This is a genomic window from Streptomyces diacarni (assembly GCF_003323715.1).
In the GTDB taxonomy this organism is placed as follows: Bacteria; Actinomycetota; Actinomycetes; order Streptomycetales; family Streptomycetaceae; genus Streptomyces; species Streptomyces diacarni.
Genome location: NZ_QOIN01000046.1, coordinates 362818 through 376012 on the forward strand (window position 1 = coordinate 362818; position 13195 = coordinate 376012).

Sequence of the window (13195 nt, forward strand, 5' to 3'; positions counted from 1 at the left end):
AGCGGCCGACCCTGTGCTATCGGCTGCGGCCACCCCAGCGCCCCCGCTGCTCGCGCCACTCCTGCTGCCTTCGGGGCCTCTGCGACCTTCGTGACCTCCGTGATCCTTGTGACCGCCATGGCCGCCGTGGCCGCTGCCCCCGGCGGCACCCGCGCCACCCCCGGCGGCACCCGCGCCACCCCCGGCGGCACCCGCCTTGCCACCAGCGGCACCCGCGGCGCCTCCAGCGGCCCCCGTACCGCCGTGACCGTCGTGACCGTCGTGACCGCCGTGACCGCCGTCCGTCATCCCCGTACCTCCGTCCCGGTGTGCTCGGTGATGCCTGCTCGTTCGCGGTAGTCCGAGAGGAGGGTCAGCAGTTCGGGGCCGCGTGGGCGGCGGCCCGGCCTGATGTCGGCGGTGAGGGCCTTGACTTCCTGGATGTGGACGTTCGGGTCCAGCGCGATGGAGGTGAGTTCGTTGGCGGCGTCGCCGCGTGCGTAGCCGTTGCGACCCCAGTGGTAGGGCAGTCCGATCTGGTGCACGGTGTGGCCGCCCACTCGCAGGGGGCGCATCCGTTCGGTGACCAGGACGCGTGCTTCCACGGCGCCGCGGGCGGTCACGACGGTGGCCCATCCCGTGTGTTCCAGGCCGCGCTCTGCGGCGAGTTGGGGGGAGATCTCGCAGAAGAACTCGGGCTGGAGTTCGGACAGGTACGGCGACCATCGGCTCATCCCGCCCGCGGTGAAGTGTTCGGTGAGCCGGTAGGTCGTCACCACGTAGGGGAAGACGCCGGTGCCCGCCTCGTGGCCGCTGGGGTGGTAGGCGTTGGCCGGGTGGGGGTGGGTCTCGCGGACGGGGCTGCGCTGCTGGTCGGGGTGGAGCGGGTTGTGGACGGGGGAGTCCTGTGGCTCGTAGTGGGTGGGCAGGGGGCCGTCCATCAGACCGGCCGGCGCGTAGAGCCAGCCCTTTCCGTCGCCCTGCATGATGAACGGGTCGATGCCCGAGAGCGCGTCGGGCCCGGTGGCCTCCGGGTCGGGCCGGTGGGAGGGCGGGCGGTCGGCGACGAAGTCCGGCACGTCGTAGCCGCTCCAGGTGGATCGCTCCGCGTCCCACCACACCAGGGCCTTGTTCGGGCTCCAGGGGGCGCCGTCGGGGTCGGCGGAGGCGCGGTTGTAGAGGGTGCGCCGGTTGGACGGCCAGGACCAGGCCCACTCGGCGGCGATCCAGTCCTGCTGGGTGTGCGGCTTCTTGCGAGCGGCCTGGTTGACGCCGTCCTTGTAGACGCCGCAGTAGATCCAGCAGCCGCAGGAGGTCGAGCCGTCGTCGCGCAGTTCCTGGTAGCGGGTCAGCGGACTGCCGTCGGCGTGGCGGCCGTTGATCTCGGCGAGCACCGCGTCAGCGACGGGCTCATCCAGCGGTCCGTCGACCGGGTAGTCCCAGGTCAGGTCGAGTACCGGCCGGTCGATCGGGTCGGTGGAGCCGCGTAGCTTCTCGCGGATGCGGCGGCCCAGGTGGTACATGAACCACAGGTCGCTGCGGGCTTCGCCGTCCGGTTCCTTGGCCGGGTAGTGCCACTGGAGCATCCGGTTGGTGTTGGTGAAGGAGCCGGCCTTCTCGGTGTGCGAGGCGGCGGGGAAGAAGAAGACCTCGGTGGCGTTCTCCTCGGTCTTCAGCTCGCCGGTCTCCGTCTCCGGGCCGTCTTTCCACCAGGTGGCCGACTCGATGAGGGAGAAGTCGCGCACCACCAGCCATTCGAGGTTGGCCATGCCCATGCGCTGCATCTTCGCGTTCGCGGAGCCGACCGCCGGGTTCTCGCCCATCAGGAAGTAGCCCTTGCACCGTCCCGCGAGCTGATCGAGGACGGTGTCGTAGGTGCTGTGCGAGCCGGTGAGCTTGGGCAGGTGGTCGAAGCAGTAGTCGTTCTCGGCGGTCGCGGCCTCGCCCCAGTAGGCCTTGAGCAGGCTGACGACGTAGTTGCGCATGTTGCCCCAGTAGCCCTTGTCGGTGCGCATGGCCTCGACGAAGGTGTCCAGGTCCTCCGCCTTGTGCGCGTGGGGCATCGGGATGTAGCCGGGCAGCAGGTTGAAGAGGGTGGGGATGTCGCTGGAGCCCTGGATGCTGGCGTGTCCGCGCAGTGCCTGGATGCCGCCGCCGGGCCGGCCGATGTTGCCGAGCAGGAGTTGCAGTACGCAGGCGGCGCGGATGTACTGCGCGCCGACGGTGTGCTGCGTCCAGCCGACGGCGTAGGCGAAGGCGGAGGTGCGGTCGGGGCCTGAGTTGTCCACCAGGGCGCGGCACACGCCCAGGAAGGTCTCGGGCGGGATACCGCAGGTCTCTTCGACCATCTCGGGCGTGTAGCGGGCGTAGTGGCGCTTGAGGATCTGGAAGACGCAGCGCGGGTGTTGCAGCGTACGGTCGTGTGTCCGGTTTCCGGAGACGGGGGCGCCGCCGGAGCCGTGCGATTCGGAGCCGCCCGCGGTGGCCACCGAGCGGCCCTGGCGGGTGCGCTCCTCGTAGAGCGCGTCGCGCTCTCCGGAGGCGGCCTGGACGACGTCGCCTTCGTACTGCCAGCTGGCGGTGTCGTAGTGCCCGGTCTCCTGGTTGAGTCCGGAGAAGACGCCGTCGAGGTCCTCGGTGTCGCAGAACTCCTCGCCGACGAGGGTGGAGGCGTTGGTGTAGTCGAGCACGTACTGGCGGAAGTCCGCCTCGTGGGACAGCACGTAGTTGATGATGCCGCCGAGGAAGGCGATGTCGGTGCCGGCCCGGATCGGCACGTGCAGATCGGCCAGCGCACTCGTCCGGGTGAAGCGCGGGTCGACGTGGATGATCGTGGCGCCGCGTGCCTTGGCCTCCATCACCCACTGGAAGCCGACCGGGTGTGCCTCGGCGAAGTTGGAGCCCTCGATGACGATGCAGTCGGCGTGCTGGAGGTCCTGGAGGAAGGTGGTGGCGCCGCCCCGCCCGAACGAGGTGCCGAGCCCGGCGACGGTGGAGCTGTGGCAGACCCGCGCCTGGTTCTCGATCTGCACTACGCCGAGGGCCGTGAGCAGCTTCTTGATGAGGTAGTTCTCCTCGTTGTCCAGCGCCGCGCCGCCCAGCGCCGCGAGGCCCATGGTGCGGTTGACGCGGACGCCGTCGCGTTCGTCTTCCCAGCCCTGGCGGCGCGTGCGGAGGACACGGTCGGCCACCATGTCCATGGCCGTCTCCAGGTCGAGCCGCTCCCAGTCGGTGCCGTGGGGGCGCCGGTAGAGCACCTCGTGGCGGCGGGCGTCACCCGTGGTCAGCTGGAGCGTGGCCGCGCCCTTGGGACAGAGCCTGCCCCTGCTGACGGGGGAGTCGGGATCGCCCTCGATCTGGACGACCTGTTCGTCCTTGACGTACACGTCCTGGCCGCAGCCGACGGCGCAGTAGGGGCAGATCGATTTGACGACACGGTCGGCGGAATGGGTGCGCGGCCGCAGGGAACGGGTGTACGAGGAGGAGGCGGCCGCGCCTCTGCCCGTCGGATCGCCGCTGCCCATGGCCTGCCGGTACACGGGCCAGTCCTTGATCCAGGTACGTACGCCCATTCCACGTCCTCTCAGCGGGTCGGCCTCATGCGGGGGCTCTGATGTACGGGCTCAGGCGGCTTTGCCGGAGCTGCCGCTGCCGGTATGCGCTTCGAGTGCTTCGAGCAGTTGTTCGCGGGTCATCTTCGAGCGGCCCTTCACGCCCTGGTCGCCTGCGCGCCGGTACAGCTCGTCCTTGCTCAGATCACGGAGCGGGGGAGTGTTCCTCGAAGCGCCTGCCCGGCTCCGCCCCTTCGAGGCGCCAGTCCCGCTCTTGGACCCGCTCTCCCGCCTCTTCGCAGGACGCGTGCGGTCCCCGGTGGCGGGTTTCCGGCGGCCGCTTCCGGTCTTCCGGCCTCCGCCGCCCCCCTTCCCGGAACGGGCCCGTTCGATGCTGCGGTTGAGAGCCTCGCTGAGGTCCACCACGTTGGTGGCCTCCGGAGGGCCCTCCTCGGGGGTGAGTTCCTCGCCCCCGGCCTTGGCCTCGACCAGCGCACGCACCCGGGCCTCGTAGCTGTCGCTGTAGTCCTCGGGGTGGAAGGCGGTGCTCATGCTGTCGATGAGCTGCCGCGCGGTCTTCAGCTCCTTGCTGTCCGACCGCTGACGTCCTGGCAGCCCGGACAGCTCCTCCTCGGGGTCGCGGACCTCGTCCGCCCAGTGCAGGGTGTGCAGGGCCAGGACGTTCTCGCCGGCGCGGAGGGCGACCAGGTACTCCTTGCTGTGCATCACGAAGGTGGCGATGCCCGTCTTCGCGGAGGATTCCAGAGCGGCACGGAGCAGTTCGTACGGCTTGCGGTACTTCTCGTCGCCGGGCGAGAGGTAGTAGGAGCGCACGTAGTAGACCGGATCGACCTCGTCCGCTTCCACGAAGCCGCTCACGTCGATGACCTGGGACTTGCCGGGGGCGATCTCCTCCAGCTCCTCCCGCTCGACGGTGACGTACTCGCCGTCGGCGATCTCGTAGCCCTTGACGATGTCGTCGAAGCCGACGCTCTTTCCGGTGCGTTCGTTCACCCGCTTGTTGCGCACCCGGTCGTTGGTGCCGCGCTGCAACTGGTGGAAGTGGGTGGTGTGGTCCTCGGTGGCGGCGTACATCCGTACCGGGACCGTGACCAGCCCGAAGGTGATCACTCCGCTCCAGACCGGGCGTGCCATCGCTTCTCCTGCTCCTGAGTGGCCCCGGGCCGAAGGGATCCCGGGCCCGGGGCGAGCGCGCTCCCACTGTCGCCCGAGGTGCGCTCCGCCGCATCCCGGGCCGTGCGTTCGTGTGCCCGGGTTTCACGCCCCCGGCGCCTCACACCCCTCATTTCGACGCACCGATCCGCCGGGCCGCGCCCCTGCGCCCCGCGTGCTTCGTACGGAATCGGTGCCGTGGGAGTCGAGGGTCCCTCGGTGGGGAAAGCCGATTACTGAGAGCACACCGTTCCCGCACGCTTCGCATCCGCCCGGCGACCCGGGTGTCCGGCACGGAGAGATCAGGAGGCGCTCCGGTATGACGACTGAGGAACTCTCCGACACGCACGGTCTGCCCGCCGCCCCGTCCCTGCTGTCCACCGCACACGAGCGGATCGAGCCGCTGCTGCGGGAGGCGGTCGGCGCGCTGCAGCCCGAACTGCGCCGCGTGTGCGGCTACCACTTCGGCTGGAGCCAGCCGGACGGCAGCCCCACCTACGGTGTCGCCCCCGAGCCCCCGCTGCGCGCGGCCCTGACGCTGTGCGCGGCGGGCGCGAGCGAGTCCGGACGGGACGGCTCCGCCACGCACTCCACGGACGCGGCACTGCCCGGGGCCGCGGCCGTGGAACTGGTGCACAACTGGGCGGCCCTGCACGACGACGTGATGGACGGTGAGGCGCTCCGGCACGGGCGCTCCGCCGTGTGGGCCGTCTACGGCACCGGCTGGGCCGTGCTGGCGGGGGACGCGCTCCTGGGCGCTGCCACCCGCCGCGTGCTGCCCACAGGGGCCGACCCCGAGGCGGAGGGCGCCGTGCTGCGGCTGCTGACCCGCACCACCTCGCGGCTGGTCAGCGGCCGGTCGGCCGAACTCGCGCTGCGGCGCCGCGCGCCCGAGGGCATCAGCGTGGAGGAGTACGCCGTGGTGGCCGGCGCGCGCCGCAGTTCGCTGCTGGAGTGCGCGCTGGCCGGTGGCGCGCTGCTGGCGGGGGCGGACGAGCGGGTGGTCGAGGCGCTGACGCGCGCGGGACACCACCTGGGTGTCGCGGCGCAGGTGGCCCGCGACATCGAGGACCTGTGGTCGGGGACGGCGCTGAGCGGACGGCCCGTCATGAGCGGGCTGCGGGAGGGCGGCCCGAGCCTTCCGCTGATCGCGGCGCTGCGCGCGGGCAACCCCGCGGCGCGGACGCTCGCCCAGTCGCTGGGCGGCGGCCCCGCCTGCCCGCCGCCCCCGGACGAGCTGGCCGCTCTCATCGACCACGCGGGCGGGCGCGCCGCCGCCGACGAGATATCGGCCTGGCAGCTGACGGAAGCGCTCACCCAACTGGACAAGGCCGCGCTGCCAGCCGCCACCCACGCCGCTCTCAGGGCGCTGTTCCGTCACACGGTCGCCCGGGGCTGAGGGGGCGCTTCCCGGAGCGTCGTTACGGAGCCCGGGTGCTCCCTGTGGGCCGGTCGGGGGACAGGCGCTGTGTCGCTGCCGGGGAGCGAGGGCGAGTCGTCATCCAGTGCGTTTATCGCACTTGTATGACTGGCTCACCCCGCAGGAGCACTCATGCGCACAGACGTCCCCTCTGGTCGCGGCTTCGGTCGCCGCCTCGGCCGCCGTCGGGCCCCGCGCGACGCCCGCCTCGCCCCGCCGACCCGCTTCTTGCCTCCGCTTCGCCTCTTCCTCCGCTCGGTCCTCGTCGCCCGCGCCCGCCTCTTCCGGCGCGCCCGCCTCGCCCCGCCCATGCACCTCGTCCCGTGCGTCCGACCCGAGGCGCGCGTCCGCACCGCCGTACACGTCCGTCCCGCCGTACACGTCCGTCCCGCCGCACACGCCCGTCCCGACGCGCACGTCCGCCCGGAGGCGCGCGTCCGGCCCGAGGCGCGCATCCACCCCGAAACGCGCGTCCGCCCCACTCGCGGTCGTACCCGCGGACGCGGACTCCTCGCCGCTGTCGCCGTCACCGCGCTGCTCGGCGGCGTCGCCGGATGTGGAACGGCCGAGGACGGCGCGCGCGCCGGGTCGGCGGGGGACGGGGGGCGCGCGGAGCGCGGCGACGGACAGCAGGCCCGGCACGAGCGGGGGCAGGGCGACGCGGACGGCTTCTCCCTGGTGGCCACCGGCGACCTGCTCGTGCACGACTCGATCATCCGGCAGGCGCGCGCTGATGCGGGCGGCTCGGGCTACGACTTCGGCCACATGATCGACGCGGCGAAACCGATGGTGAAGAAGGCCGACCTGGCGATCTGCCACATGGAGACGGTCTACGGGCCCGACGGCGGACCGTTCTCCGGGTACCCGCTCTTCAAGACACCGCCGCAGCTGGCGCGCTCCGTCAAGAACGTGGGCTACGACTCGTGTTCGACCGGCTCCAACCACACGCTGGACGACAGCAGTGACGGTGTGCACCGCACGCTGGGGGCCATGGACTCGGCCGGGCTCCAGCACGTGGGCTCCGCCCGTTCGGCCCGCGAACGCGGGCGGCCCGCCGTGCTGCGGGCCGGTGGCGCCAAGGTCGCCCAACTCGCCTACACCTACGGCACCAACGGAATCTCCGTGCCCGAGAGCAAGCCCTGGCTCGTCAACCTGATCGAGCCCCAGCGCATCATCCGGGACGCCCGTGCGGCACGGCGGGCGGGCGCCGACGTGGTCGTCGTCAGCATGCACTGGGGTACCGAGTGGCAGCAGGAGCCCGACCAGCTCCAGCGGTCCATGGCCGAGACGCTGACCGCCTCCCGCTCCCACGGCCGCCGGGACGTCGATCTGATCCTCGGCACCCACGCTCATGTGCCGCAGGCGTACGAGAAGGTCAACGGCACCTGGGTCGTCTACGGCATGGGCGACCAGATCGCGGGCAAGATGAACGACCCCCGCGGGTCCATGGGCACTGCGGCGCGCTTCCACTTCGTCCCGCCCGGCCGCACCTCCGACCGGGGACACAGGGGTGCCTGGACGGTCGACAAGGCCTCCTTCACCCCCTTCCTGATGCGGTCCTCGCCCCGCTACACGCTCGTCAACCTCGCGTCCGGCAGCAGCAGGTCGGCCGGTGACCCCGCGCAGGACAAGGCCTACGACACCATCCGCGAGGCCGTCTTCAGCCGGGGCGCCAAGAAGGACGGCCTGCGCATGGTGTCGTAACGGCCCGGCCCGGGCCTACGCCGGGCCGGAGTGTCCCGGGCCGGGGCCTGCCGGACCCCCCGTGGACGTGGGCAGACCCGGGACGGCGACGGGTCCGGCGGGTCCTCCGGGTCCTATGGGACCGGCGGGTCCTCCGGGGCCCGCGGGTCCCGCGACGGTGGCGGCGCGGCGGCGTCCGGCGCGGCCGAGGAGGACCGCCCCCACGACCATCACCAGGCCGACACCGCCCCCGACGAGGCCGATCGTCAACTCGGTGGTGTCCAGCGGCGGGTGCTGGGTCGGTTCCACACCGTTCGGCGGGGTGAGGAACGTCTTGCCCTGGTACTTGGCGGGAGCGGCGCCGTCGGCCGGCGGGTCGGAGACGGCCCGTACGGCCGCCGCCGCGTTGACCACTCCGTGGCCCACCAGCGGGTTGTACCCACCCGGCGGGTGCGCCGCCGTGCTGGTGAGGATGGCGCGCACCTGGGACGGCTTGAGCTCGGCGTCCTTGCCCAGCATCAGGGCCACGACCCCCGAGGTGAGCGCCGCTGCGGGCGAGGTGCCGTTGACGGGCGCGTAACCGCCGGTGTTCTTGGCGCTGACGATGCCGAAACCGGGAGCGGCGATCGTGTTGTACGTCCTGACGGTCGAGAACTCGGCGCGGCTGCCACCCTTCTCGACGGCGGCCACGGTGATCACGCTGGGGTAACCCGCCGGGTAGGACGAGTCGTTGAACATGTCGCCCTCGTTGCCGGCCGAGGCGATCACGGGCACGCCCTTGTGGGCCGCGTGTGCGAGTGCCGTGGTCTCCTGCTCGTTGAAGCTGGAGCCGAAGGTCTCGCCACCCAGCGACATCGAGATCACGTCGGCGCCGTGGTCGACCGCGTAGGTGATGCCCTGGGCCACCGGGCTCGGCCCGTTCGTCAGGTCCCCGTCGTTGTCCTTCTTGTTGTCGATGACCCGCACCGACAGGATGCTCGCTTGGGGAGCGACCTTCAGCACGTCGGAGGCCATGGCCGTACCGTGCTCGCCCCACCGCGGATCGCCGGAGTGGAGGCCGTCCTTGACGTAGTCGGGGCCCGTGGTCACCTTCCCGGCGACGGCCGGATGGTCCTTGACGAGGCCGCTGTCGAGCACGGCGACCTTCACGCCCTTGCCCCGGGTCGTCTTCTGCGCCGAGGACAGGCCCAGCGCCTCCGACTCCCAACTCGCAGGCGTCTTGGCCTGGGCCGGGGTCGCCGAGCCGACGCACAGCAGCGCGCTGATGCCCGCGGCGGCGAAGGATGTGCCGATGCGCAGGCCGGCCCTTCGGACCTTCGGGTGTGTCATGAGGGCTTCGTCTCCTCGAGCAGCAGGTTCTCCAGGTGCTGGTCCAGGTCCGAGGCGAGCGTCTTGGCCGCCTCCCGCCACGGCAGCCGGTCCGACTTGGCGTCGAACGTGCGCCTGCCCCACTCGCCCGGCAGGTGGCCCGCCTTCCGCCCGTCGACCGAACCGGCCGAGGCGGCGATGGCGTAGGGCATGTAGAGCGTGTCGGTGGTCTGCATGCCGTCCGTGCCGTTGCGCCGGCTGTCCTTCCAGTCCTCGGCGAGCGTGTCGGGCACGGCGAACGCCTTGACGCCCTGGCTGGGCACGTCCTTGTCCCGCTGCTCGCTGAAGAAGCCCTCCATCCCCTTCTCCGGGTCGTCGACCTTCGGCAGGACGAGGACGGCGACGGTCGCCACGAGGTTGCCCGTCGCATCGACGTAGGTGGCGCGCAACGCGGCCTCGCAGCCCCGCTTGTCGGCCTCCGCCGCCAGGTCGCCCGTCAACGCGTCCCCGCAGCCGGTCTCCTGGGCGATGCCGAGGCGGTGCCACTCGGCCAGCTTCGGGTCGGCCGGATCGGACTGCGCGTCGGCCTTCGGGCCGAGGGTCTTGGGGAAGATCTTGTCGACGGGTTCGTTCCGCCACAGGGCGGGCCCGTACGCGGTGCGGTTGGAGACGTTCTGGCTCGCGTTGGAGTAGGTGTGGGCGGTCAACCCGCCGCCCGCGAGGAGGGCGAGACCGCCGACGACGCCGAGGAAGACGGTCAGGCAGGTGCGGCCGGTGCTCTTCTTCGGCCCCGGCCCCGGCGGCATGCCCGCGCCCGGCGTGCCCGCACCTGGCACGCCCGCGCCCGGCATCCCGGGGCCCGGCACCCCCTGCCCTGGCAAGCCTTGTCCGGGAAACCCTTGTCCGGGAAAGCCCTGCCCGGGAAACCCCTGCCCGGGCATTCCCGGCCCCGGCGCGCCCGCTCCCGCTCCCGGCGCGCCGGGCCCCGGTACGCCGACTCCCGGAGCGCCCGGAGCGCCCGGCTGTCCCGGTGGGGGACCTGGCGGCATCGGCGGGGGCGCGCCGGGCGGTGGCGGGACGGGTGGTCGATGCCCGTACGACCCGGGGCTGCCGGGACTGTCGGGCGGGCTCGGGTAGGACATGGCTCCCCTCCTCGGTGTGCGGCGCACGCGCGTGCGCGGGCAGCGGGAGGACGCGAACCCCTGGAGAACGACCGTTCCCTCGCCGGTGCGTAGGAGACCCTACCGGTCACCGACGGGGGCAAGGCGCTCGATCCCCGTCTCGCTTCTGTCACAGAAGAGCAGGTCAGAACAGTTCCGGACATGGCAGGCCCAGTAGAGGGCGGCGAAGACGTACATGCCGGCCACCGCGACGCAGAGGCTGACATGAACGTCGACCTCTCACATCACGAGACTCACCGTCTGTATCAGTCCCAGCGCGATCACGGACGCGCCGGAGACGGTCAGCGTGACCGTCTTGAGCGTGCCCCGCGTCGTCTGTCCGAGCAGCGTCTGCAACAGCCAGAAGGTGTTGCTCGTGGCGTGGATGGCGAACAGTGAGCCAGCACCGGCCGCGAGGGCGATCAATACCGGCTGCACGTCCAGGCTGGGCGCCACGGGGGCGAGGATGCCCGCTGCCGTGATGGCGGAGGTGGTGACCGAACCGATCGCCATGTGCAGGACGGCGGCGATCAGCCACACCAGCGCGAGCGGTGCCCACGTGCCGGCCGAGAACGAGTCCTTGACCAGGTCACCGAGCCCCACGGCTTCCACGACGGCGGCCAGCGAGCCGCCGACCCCGGTCAGTACCAGGATCTGGCCGCTGGTGCGGAAGCCCTGCCCGAACGCGTCTCCGATCGCCCCGGCGGGCAGGCGGCGCCGTGCGACGAGACAGGCCAGGATCAGCCCCGTCAGCAGCCCGACGACCGGGTCGCCGAGGAAGTCGACGACGGGTGAGTCCCAGCCGGCGACCTGGGCGAAGGCGCCGGTCGCGATCAGGACGAGGGCCAGCAGCAGCGGTGTGAGCGAGAGCCCCAACGGCGGTGCGGTGCCGTCACCGTGCGCGGTACCGGCGTCGCCGTCCGCCGCCACTGCGTCACCAACGCCCGCGCCACCACCCCCGGTGGCGCCCTCACGTGGGGCCGCGCCGTCACTCACCCCCGCGCCCTCGTGCACCGCGATGTCCCCGTGGACCGCGATGTCCCCGTGCACCGCGGCGCCGTCGTGGGCGACGGTCCCGTCATGGGCGGCGGCACCGTCATGAACGACTGTGCCGCCCTCGACGACCGCGCCGCCTTCAGCGACCGCGCTCTCGTCCCGGTGCGGGTTCCAGAAGCCGCGCTTGACCAGTGCGCTGAACAGCAGCAGGGTCAGCAGGATCGTCACGGCCGCCAGGGGGAAGCCGTAGAGGAGCATGATGCCCAGCGGGATGTCCAGCAGTCCCGCGAGGGCCAGTGCGCCGATGCCGGGCACCGACAGCGCGATGCCGACCTCGACGCCCAGCGCCATGGCGGCCGCCATCCGGGCGAGTCCGCCGGGACCGATGCGGCTGCCCAGTGACCGGGCGAGCGGGGCGGTCATCACGAGCAGTACGTCGGCGAAGATGGACTGCAGGACGGTGCCCATCGTGATGGCGAAGGAGTAGGGCAGCCGCTTGGGGCCCAGCGTCCGCAGCAGCAGGGTGACCAGTTTCTCGATGGCGCCGAGCGCGGAGAGCAGGGTGCCCAGCAGCACGCCGAGGACGATGAGGAGCCCCACCTCGGCCATCAGGTCGCCGAAGCCCTTGTTGACCGTCTTCAGGGTGCGTTCGGCGCCCAGGCCGCCGGCGAGGCCGAGGTAGACGGCGCCGAGCACGAGCGCCAGCGCGGGGTTGACCTTCGCTTTGAGGATGAGCACGACCACCGCCGCGATGGCGAGGGCCGTGTGCACCAATGGTGCCGGGTTGTCCATCGTTCGTCTCCCGTCCGACCTGCGGAAACCCGATGTTCCGCAGCCGGATCATGGTCAACGCGGCACGCCCTGAGGGGAATGGGGGTCTCACGATGTGGCCCGCACCCCTGCCGGACGGGAGGTCGGCCGGGGCGCGGGCATGGGTGCGCTCGTCGTGCGGGTCAGTCGCCGGCGGTGACGTGCACGTAGTCGACGGTCATCTGCTGCGGGAAGTTCGTCGAGCCGTCCGGGTCGCCGGGCCAGTAGCCTCCCACGGCGAGGTTGAGGATGAGGAAGAACGGCTTGTCGAACACCCACGGGTTGCCGCCGACGTCGGCGGGCGTACGTGTCTGGTAGACGTTCCCGTCCACCGACCAGCTGATGGCGCCGGGGGACCAGTCGATGGCGAAGACGTGGAAGTCGTCGGCGAAGGCCGCGCCGTCCGGAGTTGAGTACGCGGCGCCGATGCCGCCCGAGCCGGAGTAGCCGGGGCCGTGCACGGTGCCGTGCACCGTGTTCGGCTCGAAGCCGACGTTCTCCATCACGTCGATCTCGCCGCAGGCGGGCCATCCGGCGCTTCCGATGTCGTCACCGAGCATCCAGAAGGCCGGCCACATGCCCTGGCCCCGCGGCACTTTGACGCGCGCTTCCACGTGTCCGTGGGTCTGGGTGAACTTGCCCGCGGTGTTCAGCCGTGCCGAGGTGTACTCGCATGTGCCGTACCAGCACTGGTAGTCGCCGGGGTTCTCTTTGCGCGCGGTGATGACGAGGTTGCCGTTGCCGTCGAGTGCGGCGTTGTCGGCGCCGGGGGTGTAGTACTGCCGTTCGTGGTTGTCGACGTTGTCGCCGGTCTCGGTCTGCCACTTGCCGCTGTCGGCGGGGGAGCCGGCGGGGCCGTCGAAGTCGTCGGAGAAGACGACCGCTTGGGTGCCGCTGCCGGGGTGTGCGGTGTCCGCGGCGCCGGCCGATGCGGTGGTGGGCAGCAGTGCGGCGGTCGTGCAGCACAGCAGGGTCGCTCCGCACACCGCTGTGCGGAGCCGCCAGGGAAGTCTCATGTCAGCCCGTCCTTTCGTGGGGGATGGACGTAGGCGTGCCCATGACAAGAGGGCAAGAAAGAACAAGACATCAACGAGAGTGCGCGTAACGCGTCCGCT

9 protein-coding genes are annotated in these 13195 nt (G+C 71.7%); 3 read left to right on the forward strand and 6 right to left on the reverse strand.

The genetic code is table 11. The features are described from left to right. The first annotated feature begins 99 nt into the window (after positions 1-99). On the forward strand, positions 100-339 hold the full coding sequence (locus DTL70_RS33260) for a hypothetical protein (protein ID WP_147266792.1): 240 nt from the start codon (positions 100-102) through the stop codon (positions 337-339). Here DTL70_RS33260 and fdh read toward each other — a convergent pair. Both fdh and ku read right to left on the reverse strand, forming a co-directional pair. Continuing rightward, a complete protein-coding gene (gene fdh, locus DTL70_RS18455) occupies positions 285-3551 on the reverse strand; it encodes a formate dehydrogenase (protein WP_114023048.1) in 3267 nt (1088 codons plus the stop codon). The genes DTL70_RS33260 and fdh overlap by 55 nt on opposite strands. Positions 3552-3602: 51 nt before the next feature. Next, entirely contained in the window at positions 3603-4685 is a 1083-nt protein-coding gene (gene ku / locus DTL70_RS18460; protein WP_114023049.1) for a non-homologous end joining protein Ku, read from the reverse strand. 337 nt (positions 4686-5022) lie between these two features. Between ku and DTL70_RS18465 the strand changes: the two genes are divergently transcribed. Both DTL70_RS18465 and DTL70_RS18470 read left to right on the forward strand, forming a co-directional pair. After that, positions 5023-6102: a polyprenyl synthetase family protein gene (locus tag DTL70_RS18465; protein ID WP_114023050.1), complete on the forward strand. Its 1080-nt coding sequence runs from the start codon at positions 5023-5025 to the stop codon at positions 6100-6102. Between the two features lie 153 nt (positions 6103-6255). Next, positions 6256-7827 carry a CapA family protein gene (locus DTL70_RS18470; RefSeq protein ID WP_425470381.1) on the forward strand — a complete coding sequence of 524 codons (1572 nt, stop codon included), beginning with the start codon at positions 6256-6258 and terminating at the stop codon, positions 7825-7827. A gap of 15 nt (positions 7828-7842) precedes the next feature. Here DTL70_RS18470 and DTL70_RS18475 read toward each other — a convergent pair whose 3' ends face one another. From DTL70_RS18475 to DTL70_RS18490, 4 genes are all read right to left on the reverse strand, one after another. Beyond that, positions 7843-9135: a S8 family peptidase gene (locus DTL70_RS18475; RefSeq protein WP_114023051.1), complete on the reverse strand. Its 1293-nt coding sequence runs from the start codon at positions 9133-9135 to the stop codon at positions 7843-7845. Continuing rightward, positions 9132-9995, reverse strand: a complete 864-nt coding sequence (locus tag DTL70_RS18480) for a hypothetical protein (protein ID WP_245979467.1) — start codon at positions 9993-9995, stop codon at positions 9132-9134. Before DTL70_RS18480 ends, DTL70_RS18475 begins: the two co-directional genes overlap by 4 nt. Before the next feature lie 519 nt (positions 9996-10514). Then, positions 10515-12062 carry a GntP family permease gene (locus tag DTL70_RS18485; protein WP_114023052.1) on the reverse strand — a complete coding sequence of 516 codons (1548 nt, stop codon included), beginning with the start codon at positions 12060-12062 and terminating at the stop codon, positions 10515-10517. Positions 12063-12223: 161 nt separating this feature from the next. Continuing rightward, positions 12224-13096 (reverse strand): glycoside hydrolase family 16 protein, encoded by an 873-nt coding sequence (locus DTL70_RS18490; RefSeq protein WP_114023053.1) that lies wholly within the window; start codon positions 13094-13096, stop codon positions 12224-12226. Positions 13097-13195: the final 99 nt, after the last annotated feature.

What these genes read in the sequence shown, in the direction of transcription:
- DTL70_RS18485 (WP_114023052.1), bottom strand. Translation starts at nt 12,062, where the DNA reads ATGGACAACCCGGCACCATTGGTGCACACGGCCCTCGCCATCGCGGCG.
- DTL70_RS18470 (WP_425470381.1), top strand. Translation starts at nt 6,256, where the DNA reads ATGCGCACAGACGTCCCCTCTGGTCGCGGCTTCGGTCGCCGCCTCGGC.
- DTL70_RS18475 (WP_114023051.1), bottom strand. Translation starts at nt 9,135, where the DNA reads ATGACACACCCGAAGGTCCGAAGGGCCGGCCTGCGCATCGGCACATCC.
- DTL70_RS18465 (WP_114023050.1), top strand. Translation starts at nt 5,023, where the DNA reads ATGACGACTGAGGAACTCTCCGACACGCACGGTCTGCCCGCCGCCCCG.
- ku (WP_114023049.1), bottom strand. Translation starts at nt 4,685, where the DNA reads ATGGCACGCCCGGTCTGGAGCGGAGTGATCACCTTCGGGCTGGTCACG.
- DTL70_RS18490 (WP_114023053.1), bottom strand. Translation starts at nt 13,096, where the DNA reads ATGAGACTTCCCTGGCGGCTCCGCACAGCGGTGTGCGGAGCGACCCTG.
- fdh (WP_114023048.1), bottom strand. Translation starts at nt 3,551, where the DNA reads ATGGGCGTACGTACCTGGATCAAGGACTGGCCCGTGTACCGGCAGGCC.